Raw genomic sequence first — 23,014 nt, 5'->3', positions numbered from 1 at the left:
TATCTAGGAAATAGAGTAGTACATTTATATATAATTGTTAGCTCTCTGAAAAATAGTATATCAATTAAAAAAATTTAAGTCAAGAAAAAATTAACACACATTAATTTGTTTTTTAACCTGTGTTAATTTTATGAAATCCAAAGCTTTCGTGGTTAACTGGAATACATTATAAGCACATTCACACCATCAAGAATAGTAGGAATCAAGTTGAACCACTACTAAAACCACCAAAAACTCAGTTAAGTTTGGAAGTGAATCTTGCCTACGATATTCCACTAATTCACGAACGAGAATGATTAGCCTCTATGTGGACAGTATTCCTAGTCAAGTTCTATTGGAAGAGACCTCCTACACTGGCCGACCTGCCTTTCATCCAGCCATGCTCATGAAGATGACCCTGTTAGCTTATGCTCGTCAAGTGTTCTCTGGACGTAAAATCGTTCAAATGAACGAAGAAGTCATTCCTATGAAATGGTTGAGGCAAGATACCTATGTTAGCTATAAAACGATTAATAACTTCCACTCCAGTAAACATGCCAACAACCTAATCAAAATTGACTAAAAAGTACTAAACGAGCACAGATAACCCAATGAACTGGGAATATCTTGAGGACACGGACCAGTTTATAAAGCCCGATGGCATAGTTTATTCCTTTAAGAACTACTCTAGTCAAACCGATAAGTATGATTTTCAACGTGATTTCAAGATTTATGAGGCGGATAAAGTTCAAGATACTCCTGAGTTAGAACAGTTGGCTAAAACAGATAGTGGGAATCAGAAACAAATCCATTATAATCCAACTTGGAATTACTTTAAGGAACTCCTTAAGCAAACATTACATAGTGAAGAAGGCTCTCGAATCTATGCCAAACGGAAAATTGATGTTGAACCCGTTTTGGTAGATTGAAGAGTGTTTTTGGCGTGCGCAGAGTGCATGTCAGAGGTAAACAAGCTGTCGAAACAGAAATAGGATTTCATCTTTATGTTCACGTATCTCACCAAATTGGCCAAGAATCTAGCCTCTAAAACATCCACTATTCAAAAACCACACAGTGTTTCTTTCAGCTTGATTTGATTCAAGACTGGAATCACTGTGTGGTTTTATTGGAAAGCTAGTTTTTGCCCAACCTTTTTCTTTATTCTGTTTCTTCTTCACTTTCTTCAGCTTTGACAGGTAGAGGTTCATAGGCTCTGATAATTTGAGCTACAACTGGGTGGCGAACCACATCCTTGGCTGAGAAATGAACAAAGTCAATTTGATGAATATTCTTGAGTTTTTCTTGAGCATCAATCAAACCTGACTTGACATTACGAGGTAGGTCAATCTGGCTAATATCCCCATTGACAATCATTTTCGAGTTAAATCCAAGACGGGTCAAGAACATCTTCATCTGCATGATGGTCGTATTTTGCGCCTCATCGAGAATGACAAAGGCATCATCCAAGGTACGCCCACGCATATAGGCCAGAGGAGCAATTTCAATAATTTCACGTTCCATAAGACGGGTTGTTTGATCTTTCCCAAGAATCTGGTACAAGGCGTCATAAACTGGTCGTAAATAAGGATCGACCTTTTCCTTGAGATCACCTGGAAGAAATCCTAAGCTCTCTCCTGCTTCTACTGCTGGACGTGTCAATATGATTCGCTTGACTTGTCCACGCTTGAGGGCTGTTACGGCCAAAGTCACTGCTAAGAAGGTCTTACCTGTTCCTGCCGGCCCAATCCCAAAGGTCACATCGTGTTGCTTGACACTATCCACATAAAGCTTTTGACCCAAAGTTTTAACACGGATGGGCTTACCTGTATTATCCTTGATAATCTCTTCTTCATAGAGGGCGACAAACTTATCGATTTCATTATTCTTAACCATGGTAATGGCTGTCACCACATCCGGAGTTCCAACAGTCATTCCACGATTGACCAAGACCATCAAGGCTTGAATTACTTGGCGGGCTTCCTCACAAGCATTCTCTGCTCCCAAGACTTGTACAATCTCTGTACGAGCATGGATGATGACATCTAACTCATCCTCCATCAAACGAAGATGGCGCTCATTAGAACCAAAAAGATGAAATAAATCATCTGGATGACTAAGCTGAATGTCTATTGAATGTTCCTTCAAATAAAGAACCTCTCTAACTCTTTTAATTTTATATAATGTTTCGTTTGCTTTTAGTAGTTAAAAAGTCGATTAGGACCTAGTAAAAGTTAAACTGAATGACTATATTATAGCAAAGAGGCTGAGAAATTACTATCCCAAACCTCATCTAGTAGACTTAATGTTCTAAATATTCCTGCCAGATACGATCGAAGTCTCCCATATTAAAGGAAAAGCTAGCATGTTCTTCTAAAAATCGACTCACTTGATCGAAATCATCTGTATGTTTCGGAAAAGCGGATTCCTCAAAGGCAAGATCCGCTAAAATTGCTTTGGGACTATTGCTTTTAGGGTTGCGCTCGGTCATGAGCCAAGTATAAAATGATTTTCTCATAAGCCTCCCTAAATTAATTCAGTACCAAACTGGTCTTGTTTAATTTTGCCAGCTTTCATTAAACCACCAAGCGCTTTTTTAAACTGACCTTTCGAGATACCAAAAGTCGCTTTAATGTCATCTGGTGAAGATTTGTCATTTAAGGTCATAAATCCACCATTACTTTCCAAGTAAGTCAAGATCATCTGCGCATCGTTCTCCAACATCTCAAAAGAGCGAGGTTTAAGTGAAAGATTAAGTGTGCGATCCACCTCACGGAAGCCAATAACACGTACATCTAACACTTGCCCCAAACGAGGTTCTGCATAACGCTCACTTGGATGGATGAAGCCCAGCATATTATTTTCCGGTAAATAGACAAAGGTTCCCGATAACTTAAGACGGTAAACAATGGCTGGCCAATTTTGATTCTGCATGTTATTGTAGGCAGGACGAGCCAATCGTTGGAAGTCTTCCTGATAAGCTAAGATGCCCCAGATACGGTCTTTCTTGTCTACTTCAAGACGGATGTAGAGTTTGTCGCCCTTCTTTGGCCAGAGTTCTTTCAGTTCAGGGAGAATATCTAGTGACACAACGATTTCCTTGTCTGGTAATCCTGTATCAACAAAAACCCCAAGGTCCTTACGAACCTCTGTTACGGTTCCCCAACCAAATTGTTCCTGAGTTGCAGTCACTTCTGTAGTAGTGAGGCGCAATTTTTGCTTCATATCTGTGTAAGCAAAACCTTTGACCGTATCACCAACTGTATGCTGACCTTCTTCTTTAGCTAGGGCATATGTTTGACCATCCTTTTGAACAAAGTAAAAACGGTCATTTTCATCGATGATGAGTCCAACGATAAAACTTGCAAGATTTGTATTCATGTTTCCTTCTTTCGAATAAAACTCAGCCAGCAATGCCAACTGAGTTTTTCTGTTTATTTCTTAGACTTCCAAGATTTCTTTTTCTTTGTTGGCAGTCATTTCGTCGATGTGTTTTACAGCATCGTCTGTTGCTTTTTGAATATCTTTTTCAAGAGTCTTCAATTCGTCTTCAGTAATTTCTTTAGCTTTTTCTTGTTTCTTAGCCTCGTCCATAGCATCACGACGGATATTACGGATAGCAACTTTAGCATTCTCACCGACTTTTTTCACTTCTTTAGCGAGGTCGCGACGAGTTTCTTCTGTGAGAGCTGGGATTACCAAACGAATAACAGAACCATCGTTAGCTGGTGTGATACCTAGGTCTGAAGCATTCAAAGCACGTTCGATATCTTTCAAAGATGATTTGTCAAATGGTGTTACCAACAAAACACGCGCTTCTGGGATTGTGATAGAAGCAATTTGGTTAAGTGGTGTTTCAACACCATAGTACTCAACGTGGATGCGGTCAAGCAAGCTAGCATTAGCACGGCCAGCACGAATACTTCCAAACTCACGAGCAAGTGAGTGGTGAGATTGGGTCATTCTCTCTTTTGCTTTTTCTACGATTGCGTTTGCCATAATGATTTCTTATTCCTTTTCTTCGATATTATTTGAAACTGTAGTTCCGATATTTTCACCAAATACAACACGTTTAATATTTCCTGGTTGGTTCATGTTGAAAACTACCAAGTCAATATCATTATCCATTGAAAGTGTAGAAGCTGTTGAGTCCATGATACGAAGCCCTTTGTTAATGACATCACGGTGAGTCAATTCTTCAAATTTAACGGCTGTCTTATCTTTTTTAGGATCAGCATTGTAGACACCATCAACCCCATTCTTAGCCATCAAGATAGCGTCCGCTTCAATTTCAGCTGCACGAAGGGCTGCTGTTGTATCTGTTGAGAAGTATGGTGAACCAATTCCCGCACCAAAGATAACAATGCGTCCTTTTTCAAGATGACGAAGGGCACGACCACGAACGTAAGGTTCTGCTACTTGTTGCATAGCAATGGCTGTTTGAACACGTGTATCCACACCAACTTGTTGCAATGAATCTGCCATCACAAGAGCATTCATAACGGTTCCAAGCATTCCTGTATAGTCTGCTTGTACACGATCCATTCCAGCTTCTGCAGCAGGTTCTCCACGCCAGAGATTTCCTCCTCCGATTACGAGAGCAATCTCAATTCCTAAGTTATGTACTTCTTGAATTTCTTGAGCCATTGCTTGAACAGTTTTGATATCAATTCCGACACCACGCTCGCCAGCAAGGGCCTCACCTGATAACTTAATCAAAATACGTTTATATTTGGGTTCCACCTGACTTCGCTCCTTTATTTTATTCAAACTATTTTATCACATTTTTTGAGAATTTTATAGTCTCATGAGTTATTCTTTTGAAAATTTTAAACGGATAAAAAGTTTTCCAAATCAGCCAAGGCACGCTCTGCAATTTTTTCATAACGAGCCTTCTTATCACGAATGCGGTCGCCTTCCAATTCCTTGATAATTCCGAAATTGACGTTCATTGGTTGGAAATGTTTGCTGTCAGCATGTGTGATGTAATGAGCTAGACTTCCAATTGCCGTTGTCTCTGGGAAAATAGCCTCGCTTTCGCCCTTGAAAAGACGAGCTGCGTTAATACCAGCTACTAGACCTGATGCCGCTGACTCAACATAGCCTTCCACACCCGTCATCTGACCAGCAAAGAATAGATTTGGCTGTTTCTTAGAACGGTATGTCTGTTCAAGAAGATTTGGTGAATCCATGTAAGAATTGCGGTGCATGACTCCATAGCGAACGAACTCTGCATTTTCAAGACCTGGAATCATTTGGAAGACACGTTTTTGTTCGCCCCATTTAAGGTGAGTTTGAAAACCAACGATATTGTAAAGACTACCTGCCGCATTATCCTGACGAAGCTGAACTACAGCGTATGGTGTCTTAAATTCTCCGTCACGAGGACCTGTGTAATCGTCTGGATACTCCAAACCAACTGGTTTCATAGGACCATAGAGCATGGTTTTGATACCCCGTTTAGCCATGACTTCGATTGGCATGCATCCTTCAAAATACTTTTCTTTTTCAAAAGAATTTAACGGAGCTTCTTCCGCATTGACCAAGGCTTCATGGAAATCCATAAACTCTTGTTTGGTCATAGGAGCATTGAGATAGGCTGCTTCTCCCTTATCATAACGAGATTTGAGATAAACCTTGTTCATATCAATCGTATTAACATCCACAATAGGCGCTGCAGCATCGTAGAAATAAAAACCGTCACCGCCATTAAGAGCGTGAATTTTCTCAGCAAGGGCATCACTAGTCAAAGGTCCAGTCGCTACAACTGTAATAGCATCCGTTGGCAATTCTGTAATTTCGTCACGAACGACCTCAATCAAGGGATGGTTGGCAATCTTTTCAGTAACCATTTGAGAAAAACCGTCACGGTCAACCGCTAGAGCACCACCAGCAGGAACACGTGTTGCTTCTGCCGATTCCAAGATAAGAGAACCTAGGCGACGCATTTCCTCCTTGAGGAGACCTACGGCATTTGTAAGAGCATCCCCACGCAGTGAGTTCGAACAAACTAACTCGGCAAAATTGTCAGTTTTATGCTGAGGTGTTGACTTGACACCACGCATTTCATAAAGTTTAACTGGAATACCACGCTCCGCGATTTGGTAGGCTGCTTCAGAACCTGCCAATCCCGCACCGATAACATTGATATAAGATTGAGACATGACACTAATACCTCTTTGGGAGTGAGAAGATAAAATTCACATTGAAAAAGTCCACAGACTTACTTCACTTTCGAATTTCTTGGCTCAGGCTGAAAAAGTCCACAGGACTTACTTCGCTTTCGAATTTCTTGGCTCAGGCTGAAAAAGTCCACAGGACTTACTTCGCTTTCGAATTTCTTGGCTCAGGCTGAAAAAGTCCACAGGACTTTTTCACTCCCACAAATCTTTCTATTTTTTTCTTCTTCTAGTATAACAAAAAAAGGGAAGAAGGCAAACTTCCCTGTCTAGTTGTTTTCCTGATGTTCTTCCCATTCGTGGTAGGCAGCATAGAGCTGGCTTTTGTTCCATTGGTAAATCTTCGCAACTTCCTTAATGGCTTGATTTTTTTTAATACCTCGCTGGATACGCTCTTGAATTTCAGAAAATAAATCCTCTTCATCCTTATCCTCAACATCTTGACTAGCACCTTCTACGATTATAAGGCACTCGCCTTTGAGAGGTGTTTCAGCGATGCTTTCCAGTAATTCTGAAATTTTTCCACGTTGGTATTCTTCAAAGATTTTAGTCAATTCTCTAACCAAGACCACCGAGCGATCACCATAGACTTCTAGCATATTTTCTAGCGTATCTGCCACACGGTGAGGTGACTCATAGAAAATCTGAGTCTCTGGATAAGCTTTTTTCGCTTCGAAAAATTGCTTTTGCTGACCAGATTTTCGTGGTAGAAAACCATAAAAGATGTGGGGTTGTGGTGCCAAGCCGCTGGCAATCAAGGCAGAAATTCCTGCACTAGCTCCTGGAACCGTGACAACTGCGATATCTTCTTCAATGGCAGCCTTGACCAAATCATGCCCCGGGTCAGAAATACTAGGCATCCCTGCATCAGATACTTGGGCAAGATTTTGACCTTGCTTCAACAACTCAATCAAATCAGGAATTTTTTCCTTGGCATTATGCTCATGAAAACTGATTTGCTTGGTTGAGATTTCAAAATGCTTGAGTAAAAGTCCAGTATTACGAGTATCTTCTGCCGCGATCCAGTCGACCTCCTTCAAGGTCTGAATAGCGCGAAAAGTCATGTCATCTAGATTACCGATTGGCGTTGCTACTAGATAAAGCTTGCCATAGGGAGATTGTCCCTTAAAACTCTTTTGAATCTGCATACTTACTCCCTAAATAACAACTCATCACAAAACATACATTCTGCATCTTGCTCTCGACGTTGACCATAAAAGTCACGGCAAACATGAAAACCGTCCTCATAAATGCGACGGACATTTTCCCTTACATGTTTCGTTTTGGCTGGAGCAGTCTCCTCAACCTCTCCCAAACGTTCTCTCAGTTTATCATTTTCTAAACGAAGAGCTGTATTTTCCTCTACCAAACTCTTGAGATTTTTCTTGATAGCTTCGACGTCTGCCAAGGTTACCAACAATTGCTGTGAAAAGTCATCTAAAGCATCAAATAATTCTTTTTTATTCATTACAGCCCTTTCTATAATCTATCTTCACTTTAATTTTTTTGTAAAACCAGGTATTCCAAAGCGTTTTGAAAGCTAACATTGGCCCGCCACATTTTTCGAGTTTGAACGAGATTTTTCAAGATGTTCCGCGCAGAAACATTGAGAACCTCCTGGCCAGCTAATACCTCTAAAATCCTGAGCACTTGATCTTGCTTTTCTTTATCATCAGCCAAACTCGTTAATTTTGCAACTTGCAAGTAAGATTCCTTTTTTGAGGCTAAAAGCCAAGAAAAGAGGCGTTCACTTTCATCTACTAGTGTCCAAAATCCTGCTTGATGGACAAGCTTATCAGCCTCGGTCTGAGACTGACTGAATTGAGCCAATAGTTTAGCTTTATTTTTTACTAAACCAGCCTCTTCAAGCTGTGACATTAAAGTAGAGACATGCTTCTTAAATTGGAAAATCTGTGTCCGACTTCGAATCGTTGGTAACATCTGTTCCTCATCGTCAGTCAAAAAGAATATGTAGATTTCGCTCTGTGGTTCTTCAATAACCTTCAAGAGTGAATTTGCAGCATTCACATGCATTTTTTCCGCTTGTTCGATAATAAAAACCTGACGTTGATTTTCAATACCAGACTGTGAAAATTGACCGACTAATTCCCGAATACGCTCCGTCTTAATAACTTGATTCTGAGGTTTGATCATGGTCACATCAGGAAATTCTTCTTGTTCAATCAATTTACAATTCCGACATTTTTCACAAGGAAAAATACCAGTTTTCTCACTACAAAAGAGACTTTTAGACAAGAAAAGAGCCATCTCTAAACTTCCAAAATTACCTGAAAAGAGATAGGCATGATTAAGTTGCCCTTGCTCCAAAATATGAACAAAACGTTCAAATTGTAAAGGTTGACAAGCTCTTAATTGATCTTGTTTCATCTCCTTAATCCCATCCTATCAAAAAGTAGTTGCTGCGTGTTCGCAATCACTTGATCAAGTGGTAGACTAGCATCAATTTTTACAATGCGGTCTGCTTCCTTTTCCAAAAGAGATAGATAACCCTGACGAACTTTTCGATGTAGATCCAGACCTTCCATGTCCAAACGATTGATCTCCCGATTACTGTTGGCAGCAATACGTGCCAGTCCCTCTTCGACCTCAATATCAAAATAAAGAGTCAAATCAGGTTTCAGTCCATCTGTCGCAAACTCATTAAGCCAATCAATCGCTTCTATATCTAAACCACGCCCAAATCCCTGATAGGCAACTGAACTGTCAATAAAGCGGTCCATAATAACCAGTTTTCCAGCTGCAAGTGCTGGTAAGACCTTTTCCACCAAGTGTTGTCGACGACTGGCAATATAGAGGAGAAGCTCCGTCTTAGGATCCATTTCAGTATGACTAGGATCTAGAATCACTTCACGAATCTTCTCTCCAATCAAAACCCCGCCTGGTTCACGGGTGCTTAAAACTTCTATTCCCTTATCCTCTAATATAGGGATTATGGCTTCAAGAACGCTTGTTTTCCCCGCTCCCTCTGGTCCTTCAAGAGAGACTAAAAATCCTTTTGACATGTCTGACTCATTTCTATTTTTCTCTCTTCTATTCTATCAAAAAAATAGGGATTTGTGAAAAGCTTTTTTCATTTCGCTCTTTGTAATAAAAAAGAGGTTGAGTTTTAACTCTCACCTCTTATTTGCCTAATTCTTGAGTTCTTTTGTAGGCTTGGTTGACAGCGTCCATAACGGTTCCCCTAAAAGCATGTTCTTCTAGACTTGCTACACCAGCAATGGTCGAACCACCTGGGCTACAAACTTGATCTTTCAAGACTCCAGGATGTTGCTGACTTTCTAGTACCATTTGACCTGCACCAACTACTGTTTGAGCCGCCATTTTCAGAGCCATTTCTCTTGGCAATCCTGTCTGAACTCCTGCATCCGCCAATGCTTCGATAAAAAGATAGACAAAGGCAGGCCCACAACCTGCAAGCCCTGTCGCAGCATCTATTAAACCATCACTTATTTCAACTAACTGGCCAGCCTTGGATAAAAGTTGACAAAAAAGTTCATTGTCTTCTGGATTACAATTTGCAGACAAGGCATAGCTAATCACTCCTTGCCCAATAGCAACAGGAGTATTAGGCATGATGCGAATAATCCGGTGCTGACTTGGAAGAAGACTAGCGAGTTTTTCCAAGGTCAAACCAGCGGCCATGGAAATCAAAAGAAGACTTTCTCTTTTTTCAAGGATGGTCTGATATTGAGTAAGCAGTTCAGAGAATTGAGCTGGCTTTACTCCTAGAAAAATCACATCTGCTTCTGTAAAGATTTCGTCATTGCTAGAAGTCAGACCACCATAATTAGCAATAAAAGCCTCCACCTTGGCTTGACTACGATTAGCAAGGAGAATCTGATGACCAGTTTTTGCTTGCAAGACAGCTTTAGCCAAGCTGGAACCCATATTCCCCAAGCCGATAAATCCAATCTTCATCTCTTACTCCCTTATCTGTCCATCACCAGTAACTACATATTTGTAGCTGGTCAATTCCTTCAAGCCCATTGGACCACGCGCATGCAACTTCTGAGTAGAAATCCCCATTTCACAGCCAAGACCAAATTGGCCTCCATCTGTGAAACGTGTTGAGGCATTGACATAAACCGCCGCCGAGTCCACTTGATCTGTAAAGTAAGTTGCAGCCTCAGCATTTTCAGTCACAACGGCATCCGAATGATGGGTACTGTGGGCTTCAATATGGGCAACCGCTTCTTCTAAACTGCTCACAACCTTAACAGCAAGGACATAGTCTAAAAACTCCGTGTCAAAGTCTTGGGCCTCAGCTGCTTGACCTGAAACAAACTGGCTTGCTTTGCTATCCAAGCGGAATTGAATTGGTTCCAACCCAGCTTCTTTTCGATCAGCAACCAGAACTTGCTCCAAGCGAGGAAGGAAGTTTGCTGCCTTGTCTTCATGAACAAGTAGAACCTCCATGGCATTGCAAACAGAGGGACGACTAGTTTTAGCATTGTTGATGATAGACAGAGCCTTGTCTTCGTCTGCATCCTTATCCACATAGACATGGACAATCCCAGTCCCTGTCTCGATAACAGGTACAATAGCATTTTCAACCACGGCATTGATCAAACCAGCACCCCCACGAGGAATAAGGAGGTCTAGATAGCCCTTGGCCTTCATCATGGCATAACTACTTTCACGGCTAGTATCTTCTACTAATTGAATGACATCTGGATGAATAGTCGTTGTCTCCAAGCCCTTTTTCAAGGCTATGACAATAGCATGAGCTGTTTGATAGGCATCCTTACCACTACGAAGAACAACCGCATTTCCACTCTTAAGAGCCAAAGCAGCTGCATCAGACGTCACATTTGGACGGCTTTCATAGATAATACCGATAACCCCCATGGCTACACGTTTCTTGGTGATGGCCAGGCCGTTTTCAAGCTGACTAGTTTCTAAAACTTCACCGATTGGATCTGGTAAAGCAACTACTTCACGAATCCCAGTTGCCATAGCTTCTATACGCCCTGCATCCAAATAAAGACGATCCAGCATAACATCTGAGATTTTACCTTTGGCCGCTTCCATATCGTTAGCATTAGCTGTTAAAATCTCTTCAGTAGCTGCTAATAAGTGATCAGCCATGGCTAGCAAGGCTTGGTTTTTCACCTCTTCACTAGCTGTATTGATCGATTTTTTAACAGCCTGTACCTGTTCAAATTGTTCTTGTGTACTTACCATAGTTTACCTCAAAATTCTGTAAAGAGTAGTTGGATTTCAGGAGTAATGGAAATCCAGTCATCACGGTGGATCAAGACCCCCTTGGCTTTTTGAGATCGAAGGACATCTTTCAGCCCCGATGCACCTAGTTGTACTCTACCTTTTCCGAGTGATTTTCCAGTCTCCTTATCAAAAACCGTAACAATATCGCCATAAGAAAAGTTGCTCTCAACATCTACAACACCTGATAAAAGTAGACTTTTACCATGTTGAGAGAGAGCTTCTGCAGCTCCTTTATCAACCCAAATTGCTCCCTGACTTTTGGCATAAAAGGCTAGCCATTGTTTCTGGGTACGGAGCCCCTTCTCCTGTGCAATAAAGTAAGAACCGTCCTTGGTCTCCTCAGCCGCCTCAATCATGGCATCAGCTTTCAAGGATGAGCAGATATAAACAGGAACTCCTGACTCTGTCGCAATGGTCGCTGCCTTTATCTTAGTCAGCATACCTCCAGTTCCATTAGATGAACCTGCTCCGCCAGCCATATCGATAATTTCACGATTGATGGTCTCGATTCGCTCCAAGCGTTTAGCTCTTGGATCCGAGTTAGGATTACCAGTATAAAGACCGTCTACATCTGTTAAGAGAACCAAAAGATCTGCCTGCACCATTGCAGCTACCTGAGCACTGAGCGTATCATTATCCCCGACCTTGAGCTCATCAATAACGACACTGTCATTTTCATTGATAATAGGAATTGCACCACGATTAAGAAGGACTGATAAAGCTTGATGGGCATTTTTATAACGTCGCTTATCGACAAAATCATCCTGAGTTAGCAAGATTTGCGCTGAAACAATCTGTCTTAAGAGCAAATTTGTTGTATATTCTTCCAGAAGCAATCCTTGACCAACCGCCGCTGAAGCCTGCTTATCCGCAATCTTTGTCGGTCGTTTCTTAAATCCCAAGGCTCCAAAACCTGCCGCAACAGCCCCCGAAGATACTAAAATCAGCTCATGACCAGCTTCATGTAGCATTGCAAGCTGCTGTGTAATTGCTTTTACTTTACTGCGAGATAAACTTCCATCTTTATGAGTCAAAGATGAAGTCCCCACTTTAAATACGATACGCTTGTACTTCATATTTTTCTCCAAATTTAATATTTAACCATTTTACCATGATTTTATGAAATTGTAAAAAAGGAACTCTCTCACTCTGACCGCAAAAAAAGAACCTTGCAAAGCAAGATTCTTTTAGTGTCTGACTTAAATAATTGTTCTTCTGGGAACTAAATCGAATTAAGCTTCGATTTCTGTAACCATACCTGAACCAACAGTACGTCCACCCTCACGGATAGAGAATGTAGTACCTTGTTCTACGGCGATTGGGTGGATCAACTCAACGTCGATTGTCACGTTATCACCTGGCATTACCATTTCAGTACCTGCTGGAAGTTCGATTGAACCTGTAACGTCAGTAGTACGGAAGTAGAATTGTGGACGGTAGTTGTTGAAGAATGGAGTGTGACGTCCACCTTCTTCTTTAGTAAGGATGTAAACTTCACCTTTGAATTTAGTGTGTGGGTTGATTGAACCTGGTTTAGCGATAACTTGTCCACGTTCGATTTCGTCACGTTGAACACCACGAAGAAGGACACCTACGTTGTCTCCTGCAAGACCTTCGTCAAGTTGTTTACGGAACATTTCAACACCAGTAACAACAGCTTTTTTAGTTTCTTCTTTGATACCAACGATTTCGATTTCGTCGTTGACACGAACAGTACCACGGTCGATACGTCCTGAAGCAACTGTACCACGTCCAGTGATTGAGAATACGTCTTCGACTGGAAGAAGCAATGGTTTGTCAGTGTCACGTTCTGGTTCTGGAATGTACTCATCAACAGTGTTCATCAATTCCATGATGATGTCTTCGTATTTAGAGTCACCTTCAAGAGCTTTAAGAGCTGAACCTTGGATAACTGGAAGATCATCACCTGGGAAGTCGTATTCTGAAAGAAGGTCACGGATTTCCATTTCAACCAATTCAAGCAATTCTTCGTCGTCAACCAAGTCGATCTTGTTCATGAAGACGATAAGGTGTTTAACACCAACCTGACGTGAAAGAAGGATGTGCTCACGAGTTTGTGGCATTGGTCCGTCAGTTGAAGCTACTACAAGGATAGCTCCGTCCATTTGAGCGGCACCAGTGATCATGTTTTTAACGTAGTCCGCGTGTCCTGGAGCGTCGATGTGAGCGTAGTGACGTTTTTCAGTTTCGTACTCAACGTGCGCAGTGTTGATTGTGATACCGCGTTCGCGTTCTTCTGGAGCAGCATCGATAGACGCATAGTCTTTAGGTTGGTTAACTGCTGAAGGCAAGCGACGTGCCAAAACAGTTGTGATAGCTGCAGTTAGGGTAGTTTTACCGTGGTCAACGTGTCCGATAGTACCAATGTTAACGTGTGGTTTACTACGATCGTATTTTTCTTTTGCCATTTGAGTAAAAGCCTCCAATAAAATATATTTTATAGATAGACAGTAGGCAATACAGTCTAACTTTCCTTACTATTTTATCAAATTTCAGCTAAATTGCAAGTGTTTTACAAAGTTTTTGTGAATTATTCTTATTCTTGCTCTACTTCCTCTACCAATTTATTTAAAATATCTATAAATAGGCTTATTTTAGCAAAAGGCGATAGACCATAAATTGATAACCCAAGTCTGAATCTCCTATTTCCAGCCCCGAAAGACTTCAATCATTCAGTTGTTTGTAAAAAATTTATGTATAGAAAAATTAAAGTTTCATTATAAGAGATTTGAGAGTTTGAAAACCAATAAAAAGGTTGATCAACTACAGCGCCAAAGATACAATGATCAAAAAAAGGTCGGGATTTTTTATCCCGACATCTTTATTCTGATAAGTGCTTTTCAACTTCTTGTGCTTCCTTATGATTTTCATACAATCTGGCTAAGAATTTAGCAATCTCTTTTAAAATTGAGTAGGTTGGAACAGCAACAATCATCCCAATCACACCATAAATATTACTTGATAATAAAAGTAAGACTAAAATAGTAATTGGGTGAACCTTCATAACCCCACCCACGATACGTGGATATAAAATATTTCCATCAACTTGCTGAATAATCAACATATAAATGACAGCAATAATCATTTTATGGGGATCTGTAAAGAGATTTGAGATAATCATTGGGATCAAACCAATACTTGGTCCAACATATGGAATCAAATTAGCCAAACCAGAAAAAATAGCGAACACCAAGGCATACTTCAATCCAATCACACTATAGCCAATAAAAGCCAAACATCCAATAATGACTGCATCGATTGAAACACCGCTAATATAACGAGAAATAGTTGTATTCAAATTTGTTAATAAACCAGATATATGCAGTTTATCTCGTTTTAGGACAGTCCTCTCTAGCATTGGTAAAAATTTATGCCCATCAAGTAGGAAGTAAATCAAGAAAACTGGTGTCATGATGATTATCAATACAGTACTTACGAGTGCAGATAGAACACTCCCAACACTATTTGTCACACTGTTTAAGATATTTTGCAAAATATCAACATAAGAGAGATTCAGTTGCTGAATAGTTTGTTGGATATCTAAATTTTGAAGTGCTGGATGTTTTGATAACTCAATGACTAAATCCTGAAGACGACCATAAATGTTTTGACTCGAGTAAATTAAGCTACTCAACTGATTAATCAAAATCGGTAGCAAATAGAAAAAACTAAGTACGATTGCACAAACTAAGGCACAAAGGGTTAACAAAATTCCAATAATTCTATTGATTTTACATTCCTTCTCTAAAAAAATAACAATTGGATTGGTTAGGTAATACAAAAATCCTCCCAATAAAAAAGGAATCATGATAGTATTCGCAACACTAACAAAGGGTGTAATAATAGCACCCATTTCTTTCCATAGATAGAAAATTAAGGTTATTAATAAAATTTCAGTTGTCCAGAAGAATAGTTTGTTTCTCCGAAACATAGGCCACCTCCTCTTTACACTATTTTACCATATTTCAAAAAAGATTGATAACTTTCATCAAAAAAACAAGAATATCTTTTGTCTTTATGATAGAATAAAGTTACTATGAAGAAATTATTTTTAACCTTAATAACGCTCTTTTCATTTGCTTCAGCAACAACTGTTGCTGCCCAGGATTTTGATGTAGCTGCAAAACATGCTATTGCTGTTGAAGCTAATAGTGGTAAGATTTTATATGAAAAGGATGCTACTCAACCTGTTGAAATTGCTTCTATTAGCAAATTGCTAACTGTTTATCTAGTTTACGAAGCCTTGGAACAGGGGAAAATCTCTCTTTCTACTCCTGTAGAAATTTCTGATTATCCCTACCAGTTGACAACTAATTCTGCAGCTAGTAATGTTCCCATGGAAGCTAGAAATTACACTGTTGAAGAGTTACTAGAAGTGACTTTGGTATCTAGCGCTAACAGTGCTGCTATTGCCTTAGCTGAAAAAATTGCTGGTTCTGAGAAGGACTTTGTAGATATGATGAAGGCCAAACTCCAAGAATGGAGGATTCAAGATGCTACACTTGTCAACACAACTGGACTCAATAATGAAACTCTTGGAAATAATATCTATCCAGGATCTAAAAAAGATGATGAAAACAAATTGAGCGCTTATGATGTTGCTGTCGTTGCTCGCAATCTCATCCTTAAGTATCCTCAAGTGTTAGAAATCACAAAGAAGCCTTCTTCTACTTTTGCAGGGATGACCATTCATTCTACTAACTATATGTTGGAAGGAATGCCTGCCTATCGTGGTGGTGTTGATGGACTTAAAACTGGTACGACTGATAAAGCTGGAGCATCCTTTGTAGGTACGACTGTAGAAAAAGGAATGCGTATTATCACTGTTGTCTTAAACGCTGACAACCAAGATACTAATCCATATGCACGCTTCACAGCTACTTCTTCTATTTTAGATTACATCTCATCAAACTTTTCTCTACAGACAATCGTCAAGCAAGGAGAAAGTTATGAAGATAGTAAATCACCTGTATTAGATGGGAAGGAAGGTACTGTTACGGCTGTTGCAAAAGAAGATATCAAAATCGTTCAACGTCTTGGTAGTCGTACACAATCAACTATCACTTACACAGCAGACACAACTGAACACACTGCTCCACTTGAGGCCGGAACTGTCGTTGGACATCTGACCTACGAAGACAAGGATCTAGTTGGTCAAGGATACATTACAAGTGATAAACCTAGTTTTGATATGGTCGCAGAAAAAAATGTCGGAAAAGCTTTCTTCTTAAAGATTTGGTGGAATCGATTTGTTCAATTCGTAAATGAAAAGTTATAAAAATTACTAGAATTCAAGGTTCAGATTGAAGAAAAAGTCCATTTTGGATAATTTTCTTCAATCTTTTTTATTAGGGAAAATAAAAAACTCTTAAAAATAGCATTTTCTCAGCATTTCTAAGAGTTTTCACTATATGGTAGCCAACCATCCTATAAGCCTATAAGGACAATTTTTCAATTACAGATAGGCTGTTATCTACGTTCTAAATCATGGCAATTCAAGATTTTTTCTTTATTCATTTTCAGCTACAGTCGAATGGTTATATCCATAAACAAAGTAAATTACAATTCCTATTAATAAAGCAAGGCCAAATGCCATCCATGTTTCAAGGGTATACTGAAGCATGAATGAGAGGCAAATCAGAATAGACAAGATTGGTAAAAAAGGAACCAGGGGAGTTTTAAATTCTCCCTCTTTGGGCATACCCTTATCTTTTCTCAATTTGATAATTCCATAGGCTAAGAGAATAAGATAGGCTAAAGTACAGATATTGAGAAAGGCTGCGATACTTGCCAGAGGGAAGATCCCAGCTGCTATCGCTGAAACTCCACCTGTCAAAATGGTTGCATTCTTTGGAACGCGACTAGTCTTGGTTACTTGTTTGAAGCTTTGAGGTAATAGTCCATCTCGGGCCAAGCTATAAATCATTCGTGACAAGGCATAGGTCATGGAAATACATACCGTAATCAAGGTAAAAATTGCAACAAGTGAAACATAATTAGCTGCCCAACCAATACCAATACTTCTAAGAGCAAAAGCCACTGCATCATCAACATTGAGCTTGCTATAGTGAACGATACCTGTCAATATCAAGGTAACCAAGGCATACAGAATGGTTACAATGGTTAAGGATAAAACAATCCCACGTGGAATATTCTTTTGTGGGCTTTAAATTTCATCAACTGCCATAGAAATGGACTCAAAACCTAAGAATCCAAAGAACATGAGTGAAGCACCTGCCATAATTCCAGTGCTTCCTCCATAAATCTGACCAAAACCAAATGGTGCAAAATCTGACCAATTTTCAGGTTTAATGTACCAAATACCAACCAGGATAAATAAGGCAAGAGCAGAAAATTTTAAAACAACAAGAATAGAATTAAAACGAAGAGCTGCTTTCGAATTTAAAAGTACAACACCTGTAACAAGTAGAATTACTAAAATTGGTAAAAAATCAATATAAGTACCATGTTCAGGATTAAAAGTTCCATTCAAGACTTGTGGCAAGGAAATTCCATAATGACTTAGCAAACCTTTAAAATAGGCTGCCCAACCAGAGGCAACACCTGAAACTGCTGTCATAAATTCCATAATGGTTAACCAACCAGCTATCCAAGCTGGAAATTCACCCAAAATTGCATATAAATAACTATATGCTCCACCCGTTGCAGGAACACGAGAGGCAAATTCTGCGAAAAAGAGGGCGGATAAGGACACACAAATCGCAGAAATCACGATAGATACAACAAGAGCAGGCCCTGCTAGTGTTGCTGCAGCTGTTCCTGTAATGGTGAAAATACCAGTTCCCACCATAGCACCAATTCCCAAAAGAATTAAATCCCATAGTTTTAAATGACGATGCATTTCTGTTTTACCTAGACTAACGTCCTTGGTTCTAAAAATATTCATAATTCATCTCCAAATTTATAAGATTGTATTATTTTATCATATATAAGGATTTTTGTGAATATTTATTAGCCTCATAAACCAAAAAAACTGAGAGTGGGACAGAAATCGGTAATTCGTTAGAATACGATTTCGTCGTCCCACCTCCGCACAGTTGAGTAAGGATGTAAAAGCTGATGAAATAAGCGTAGTAGAGCCCACTCAACCACTGCGTCTTGCTCGACAATCCAAAGCCAATTAAGAGGCTAGGACTTTTGTCCCAGCCTCAGTTTTTCTTTATAAAAATTATCCAACTGATCCTTCCATTTCGTAGCTAATCAAGCGGTTCAGCTCAACTGCATATTCCATTGGAAGTTCTTTGGTGAAGGGCTCCACAAATCCCATGACAATCATCTCTGTTGCCTCGGATTCTGACAATCCACGACTCATGAGGTAATACAATTGTTCTTCTGAAATCTTAGAAACCTTAGCTTCGTGTTCCAAAGCTACTTGCGAGTTGTGGATTTCATTAAACGGAATAGTATCTGATGCTGACAAGTCATCCATGATAATGGTGTCACACTCGATGTGAGAAACAGATTTCTTAGAGTTTTTATTAAAGGTTACTTGTCCACGGTAGTCTACCTTACCTCCACCTTTTGCAATAGACTTAGACACGATAGACGAACTGGTATGTGGAGCGTTGTGGATCATCTTGGCACCAGTATCCTGATGTTGCCCTGCATTAGCAAAGGCAATAGAAAGCATGGTTCCACGCGCCCCTTCTCCATCAAGGTAAACAGATGGATATTTCATAGTTGTTTTGGCACCCAAGTTCCCATCAATCCACTCAACTGTCGCATCTTTCAAAGCTTTAGCACGTTTTGTTACCAAGTTATAGACGTTATCAGACCAGTTTTGGATGGTTGTATAACGCATGTAAGCTCCATCCAAAGCAAAGATTTCGACAATAGCAGCATGCAGGCTGTTGCTTGAATAAGTTGGTGCTGTACATCCTTCAACGTAGTGGACACTTGCTCCCTCATCAACGATAATTAAGGTACGTTCAAACTGACCAGTATTTTCGTTGTTGATACGGAAGTAAGTTTGAAGTGGAATATCAACCTTGATACCTTTTGGTACGTAGATAAAGGTTCCACCTGACCACACTGCTGAGTTGAGGGCTGCCAACTTGTTATCTGTCGGCGGAACCAACTTCGCAAAGTATTGTTTAAACAAGTCTGGGTATTCTTTGAGGGCAGAATCTGTATCTGTAAAGATAATTCCTAACTTCTCAAATTCTTCCTTCATGTTATGGTAAACTACTTCTGACTCATACTGGGCAGAGGCACCTGCTAGATAAGCACGCTCAGCTTCCGGAATCCCGATACGTTCAAAGGTTTCTTTAATCTTTTCAGGAACTTCATCCCAAGAACGGGCTGGTTTATCAGATGGTTTTTGGTAATAGATCAAGTCATCAAAGTCAATCTCTGACAAGTCTGCTCCCCAAGTTTGCATGGGCATTTTTTTGAAGGTTTCATAAGACTTCAAACGGAATTCTAACATCCACTCAGGTTCTCCCTTGGCAGCTGATAGTTCACGAATGACATCTTCATTCAATCCTTTTCCTGTCGATAGGACAGGCTCTACATCGTCATGGAAACCAAATTTATATTCACCAAGGTCAATTGGTTTTGGTTCTACTCTTTCTTCAGCCATAATATCCTTTCTTTCATTCTTTAATTCTAACGATTCATAAGACAAAAGAAACTTGTCTTATTTATTTTCTTGATTTTCTATTGTTTTCTTAAGGGCGTTCCAAGCGAGGGTTGCGCACTTGATCCGTTGAGGGAACTTAGCAACACCTGATAAGAAAGCTGCGTCTCCAAGCTCGTCTTGACGCTCATCTTTTTGTCCTTGGACCATTTCAGAAAAGATAGTCGCAAGTTCTAAGATTTCTTGTTTGGTTTTTCCTAAAACGGCATCTGTCATCATACTTGCAGAGGCAGTTGAGATGGTACAGCCTGAATTTAGAAAAGCGATATTTTCTAAACGATCCTCTGCATCAAACTTGACAGAGAGATTGATGACATCTCCACAGGTTGGATTGTTGAGACTGATTTGCTCAGCGTCTTCCAACTTTCCTTGGTGATGAGGATTTTTCGAATGGTCTGCTACCACTGCCATATAGAGGCTATCTAGTTTAGAAAGTGCCATTGAAAAACTCCTTTGTCTTTTGTAAAGCATCGACTAACTTGTCGCAATCTGCCTTGGTATTGTAAATATAAAAACTTGCACGAGCTGTTGCTGGAACTTCTAAATACTGGAGCAAAGGTTGAGCGCAATGGTGACCGGCACGAACCGCTACTCCTTCATAATCCAGAGCTGTCGCAAGGTCGTGAGGATGAAGATCACCTAGATTAAAGGCAATGACTCCTGAACGCTGAGCCAAATCTTGCGAACCATAAATGGTCAATCCCTCAATTGCCTGCAATTTTGGAAAGACATATGCAATCAATTCTTGTTCATGAGCTTCAATGGCATCCATACCAATGTTTTCTAGGTAATCGACTGCAGCCGCAAGGCCAATCGCACCTGCCATATTGGGAGTTCCAGCCTCAAATTTCCAAGGCAATTCCTTCCAGCTTGCAGATTGTTCATAAACAAAATCAATCATCTCGCCACCAAATTCAACTGGTGACATTTGTTCCAAATACTTTTCTTTGCCATAAAGAACACCGATGCCTGTCGGACCAGCCATCTTGTGACCTGAAAAGGCAAAGAAGTCCACATCCAAATCCTGGACATCAATCTTCATATGAGGCGTAGATTGAGCACCATCTACCACCATGATGGCTCCAACTTCGTGAGCCATTTGTGTGATTTCTTTGATAGGATTAACCACTCCAAGAACGTTTGAGGCGTGAGCTAGGGAGAAAAACTTGACTCTATCAGTCAATTTAACTCGCAAATCATCCATATCCAGAGCTCCATCCTTGAGATAGACATAGACAAGCTCTGCCCCAGTCTTTCGGCAAGCTTCCTGCCATGGGATAATATTGGAGTGATGTTCCATGACAGAAATCAAGACCTGATCTCCCTCAGTCAAGATTTCTTCAGCATAACGTGCTACCCAATTAAGACTAGTTGTCGTACCTCTGGTAAAGAGAACTTCCTTTGTGGAGTCTGCATTGATAAACTTCCGAATGGTTTCACGAGCGGCTTCATAAGATGCTGTCGCCCTTTCAGCCAAGGTATGAACCCCACGGTGAACATTGGCATTGTCCTGCTCATAGTAGTGATTAATCGCTTCAAGAACAGCTAGTGGTTTTTGTGTCGTCGCAGCATTATCCAAATAAACCAGAGGTTCGTCATTGACAATCTGATCTAAAATCGGAAAATCCTTGCGAATCGCTTCTACATCTAACATAGGCTTCCCCTTAGCGTTTTGACAATTTTTCTTCAATTGTCGCAATCATTTCATCACGAACTTCCTTGACTGGGATCTCAACGATTACTGATCCAAGGAAACCACGAACAACCAAACGTTCTGCAGTTGCCTTATCCAATCCACGACTCATGAGGTAATACATGTCTTCTGGATCAACTTGTCCGATAGACGCTGCGTGTCCTGCAGTGACATCATTTTCATCAATCAAAAGAATTGGGTTGGCGTCTGAACGAGCCTGATCTGAAAGCATGAGAACACGACTTTCTTGTTGGGCATCTGCTCCCTTAGCACCCTTGATGATGTGACCAATACCATTGAAGGTCAAAGTTGCTTTTTCAAGAATTACTCCATGTTGAAGGATATTACCGATAGAGTTGCAACCATAGTTAGTTACTCGAGTATCAATCCCTTGCACCTGACGACCGCTTGAAAGAGCTACGACCTTGAGGTCTGCATGGCTACCATTTCCAAATAGGTCACTATCAAAGTCAGCAACAACATTTCCTTCGTTCATGACACCGATAGCCCAGTCAATACTTGCATCGTTGCCTAATTTACCACGACGGCTAATGTAAGCAGTGACGTTTTCACCTAGACGGTCAATCGCAGCAAACTTTACTTGAGCACCAGAACGTGCAATTACTTCTACTGTGATATTAGCAGTTGCTCTGGCACTTCCTTCACCGCGTGACTCTAAACGTTCCAGATAACTAATCTTAGAATTTTTACCAGCGATAATCATAATATGCTTGTTAAACGGCACATCGCTATCACTATCTTGGTAGAAAATTCCTTCGATTGGTTCTGCAATCTCAACATTATCAGGAATGTAGAGAACAGCACCACTATTGAAATAAGCTGTGTGGTAGGCTGCTAATTTATCATCGTCATACTTAACAGATGACATGAAGAATTCTTCGATCAGCTCTGGAATTTCTTCTAAAGCTGAATGAAAGTCTGTGAAGACAACACCCTGTTCAGCCAACTCAACTGGAATTTGCTCAAAAACAGTTTGGGTTCCAACTTGCACCAACTTTAAATGATTATCTAAAGCTGTGAAGTCAGGAACATTTGCTGAGGGTTCGCTTTCTGTGATAGTTCCGTCACCAAGATTCCAACGGTGAAATTTAACACGCTCAATGACTGGTAATTCTAGGCTTTCAATTTTGTCAAAAGCTTTTTGACGGAGTTCAGACAACCAGCTTGGTTCAGCGTGCATTTCTGAAAAAAGTTTAATAGTTTCTTTAGTCATTTACT

Annotated in this window: 20 protein-coding genes and 2 pseudogenes; 2 read left to right on the top strand and 20 right to left on the bottom strand. The window is 40.2% G+C overall.

Annotated elements, in window-relative coordinates:
* Window positions 1-185 precede the first annotated feature (185 nt).
* Window positions 186-1,172: pseudogene (locus AC3E7H_RS00370) on the top strand (transposase).
* Here AC3E7H_RS00370 and AC3E7H_RS00365 read toward each other — a convergent pair.
* The 15 genes from AC3E7H_RS00365 to AC3E7H_RS00295 form a co-directional block, all read right to left on the bottom strand.
* Window positions 1,138-2,124, bottom strand: coding sequence for a PhoH family protein (locus AC3E7H_RS00365; RefSeq protein WP_049509524.1), 987 nt, complete (start codon window positions 2,122-2,124; stop codon window positions 1,138-1,140). The pseudogene AC3E7H_RS00370 and the gene AC3E7H_RS00365 sit on opposite strands and share 35 nt — an antisense overlap.
* A 154-nt stretch (window positions 2,125-2,278) precedes the next feature.
* The gene (locus AC3E7H_RS00360; protein WP_001232087.1) at window positions 2,279-2,494 is read right to left on the bottom strand and encodes a YozE family protein; all 216 of its coding nucleotides are present in this window, start codon (window positions 2,492-2,494) and stop codon (window positions 2,279-2,281) included.
* A gap of 8 nt (window positions 2,495-2,502) precedes the next feature.
* Window positions 2,503-3,357 (bottom strand): RNA-binding virulence regulatory protein CvfB, encoded by an 855-nt coding sequence (cvfB, locus tag AC3E7H_RS00355; protein WP_075228693.1) that lies wholly within the window; start codon window positions 3,355-3,357, stop codon window positions 2,503-2,505.
* A 60-nt stretch (window positions 3,358-3,417) separates the two neighbouring features.
* Complete coding sequence (frr, locus tag AC3E7H_RS00350) at window positions 3,418-3,975, bottom strand: ribosome recycling factor (RefSeq protein WP_001262232.1); 558 nt, start codon at window positions 3,973-3,975, stop codon at window positions 3,418-3,420.
* Between the two features lie 9 nt (window positions 3,976-3,984).
* Window positions 3,985-4,719 (bottom strand): UMP kinase, encoded by a 735-nt coding sequence (gene pyrH / locus AC3E7H_RS00345; RefSeq protein ID WP_000433488.1) that lies wholly within the window; start codon window positions 4,717-4,719, stop codon window positions 3,985-3,987.
* A gap of 86 nt (window positions 4,720-4,805) precedes the next feature.
* The gene (gene trmFO, locus AC3E7H_RS00340) at window positions 4,806-6,140 is read right to left on the bottom strand and encodes a methylenetetrahydrofolate--tRNA-(uracil(54)-C(5))-methyltransferase (FADH(2)-oxidizing) TrmFO (RefSeq protein WP_075228692.1); all 1,335 of its coding nucleotides are present in this window, start codon (window positions 6,138-6,140) and stop codon (window positions 4,806-4,808) included.
* A 284-nt stretch (window positions 6,141-6,424) separates the two neighbouring features.
* Complete coding sequence (rsmI, locus tag AC3E7H_RS00335) at window positions 6,425-7,303, bottom strand: 16S rRNA (cytidine(1402)-2'-O)-methyltransferase (protein WP_075228691.1); 879 nt, start codon at window positions 7,301-7,303, stop codon at window positions 6,425-6,427.
* A 2-nt stretch (window positions 7,304-7,305) separates the two neighbouring features.
* Window positions 7,306-7,623, bottom strand: coding sequence for a DNA replication initiation control protein YabA (gene yabA, locus AC3E7H_RS00330; RefSeq protein ID WP_001034369.1), 318 nt, complete (start codon window positions 7,621-7,623; stop codon window positions 7,306-7,308).
* Window positions 7,624-7,652: 29 nt separating this feature from the next.
* Entirely contained in the window at window positions 7,653-8,543 is an 891-nt protein-coding gene (locus tag AC3E7H_RS00325) for a DNA polymerase III subunit delta' (RefSeq protein ID WP_075228690.1), read from the bottom strand.
* Window positions 8,540-9,178: a dTMP kinase gene (gene tmk / locus AC3E7H_RS00320; RefSeq protein ID WP_075228689.1), complete on the bottom strand. Its 639-nt coding sequence runs from the start codon at window positions 9,176-9,178 to the stop codon at window positions 8,540-8,542. The genes AC3E7H_RS00325 and tmk overlap by 4 nt, the downstream gene beginning before the upstream one ends.
* 118 nt (window positions 9,179-9,296) lie before the next feature.
* Entirely contained in the window at window positions 9,297-10,094 is a 798-nt protein-coding gene (proC, locus tag AC3E7H_RS00315; protein WP_490675908.1) for a pyrroline-5-carboxylate reductase, read from the bottom strand.
* 3 nt (window positions 10,095-10,097) lie between these two features.
* Window positions 10,098-11,360 (bottom strand): glutamate-5-semialdehyde dehydrogenase, encoded by a 1,263-nt coding sequence (locus tag AC3E7H_RS00310; protein ID WP_075228687.1) that lies wholly within the window; start codon window positions 11,358-11,360, stop codon window positions 10,098-10,100.
* Between the two features lie 8 nt (window positions 11,361-11,368).
* Window positions 11,369-12,478 carry a glutamate 5-kinase gene (gene proB, locus AC3E7H_RS00305; protein WP_075228686.1) on the bottom strand — a complete coding sequence of 370 codons (1,110 nt, stop codon included), beginning with the start codon at window positions 12,476-12,478 and terminating at the stop codon, window positions 11,369-11,371.
* Between the two features lie 156 nt (window positions 12,479-12,634).
* Window positions 12,635-13,831, bottom strand: a complete 1,197-nt coding sequence (gene tuf, locus AC3E7H_RS00300) for an elongation factor Tu (protein ID WP_001040718.1) — start codon at window positions 13,829-13,831, stop codon at window positions 12,635-12,637.
* 413 nt (window positions 13,832-14,244) lie between these two features.
* Complete coding sequence (locus AC3E7H_RS00295; RefSeq protein WP_075228685.1) at window positions 14,245-15,354, bottom strand: AI-2E family transporter; 1,110 nt, start codon at window positions 15,352-15,354, stop codon at window positions 14,245-14,247.
* Window positions 15,355-15,459: 105 nt separating this feature from the next.
* Here AC3E7H_RS00295 and pbp3 point away from each other — a divergent pair, with 105 nt between their 5' ends.
* Window positions 15,460-16,701 carry a D-alanyl-D-alanine carboxypeptidase PBP3 gene (pbp3, locus tag AC3E7H_RS00290; RefSeq protein ID WP_075228684.1) on the top strand — a complete coding sequence of 414 codons (1,242 nt, stop codon included), beginning with the start codon at window positions 15,460-15,462 and terminating at the stop codon, window positions 16,699-16,701.
* Between the two features lie 231 nt (window positions 16,702-16,932).
* Here pbp3 and AC3E7H_RS00285 read toward each other — a convergent pair.
* The 5 genes and pseudogenes from AC3E7H_RS00285 to sufD all read right to left on the bottom strand — a co-directional run bounded on the left by AC3E7H_RS00285 (window position 16,933) and on the right by sufD (window position 23,009).
* A pseudogene (locus tag AC3E7H_RS00285) lies at window positions 16,933-18,330 on the bottom strand (APC family permease).
* Between the two features lie 282 nt (window positions 18,331-18,612).
* Entirely contained in the window at window positions 18,613-20,025 is a 1,413-nt protein-coding gene (sufB, locus tag AC3E7H_RS00280; RefSeq protein ID WP_061863205.1) for a Fe-S cluster assembly protein SufB, read from the bottom strand.
* A gap of 57 nt (window positions 20,026-20,082) precedes the next feature.
* The gene (gene sufU / locus AC3E7H_RS00275) at window positions 20,083-20,523 is read right to left on the bottom strand and encodes a Fe-S cluster assembly sulfur transfer protein SufU (protein WP_061863206.1); all 441 of its coding nucleotides are present in this window, start codon (window positions 20,521-20,523) and stop codon (window positions 20,083-20,085) included.
* Window positions 20,510-21,736, bottom strand: a complete 1,227-nt coding sequence (locus tag AC3E7H_RS00270; RefSeq protein WP_075228683.1) for a cysteine desulfurase — start codon at window positions 21,734-21,736, stop codon at window positions 20,510-20,512. Before AC3E7H_RS00270 ends, sufU begins: the two co-directional genes overlap by 14 nt.
* A 10-nt stretch (window positions 21,737-21,746) precedes the next feature.
* Window positions 21,747-23,009, bottom strand: a complete 1,263-nt coding sequence (gene sufD, locus AC3E7H_RS00265) for a Fe-S cluster assembly protein SufD (protein ID WP_075228682.1) — start codon at window positions 23,007-23,009, stop codon at window positions 21,747-21,749.
* Between the last annotated feature and the right edge of the window lie 5 nt (window positions 23,010-23,014).

Source organism: Streptococcus sp. SCPM-O-B-15304 (M98), assembly GCF_058200215.1.
Note: the sequence above shows the minus strand (reverse complement) of the source record. Positions and strands in the feature narration are given on the sequence as shown.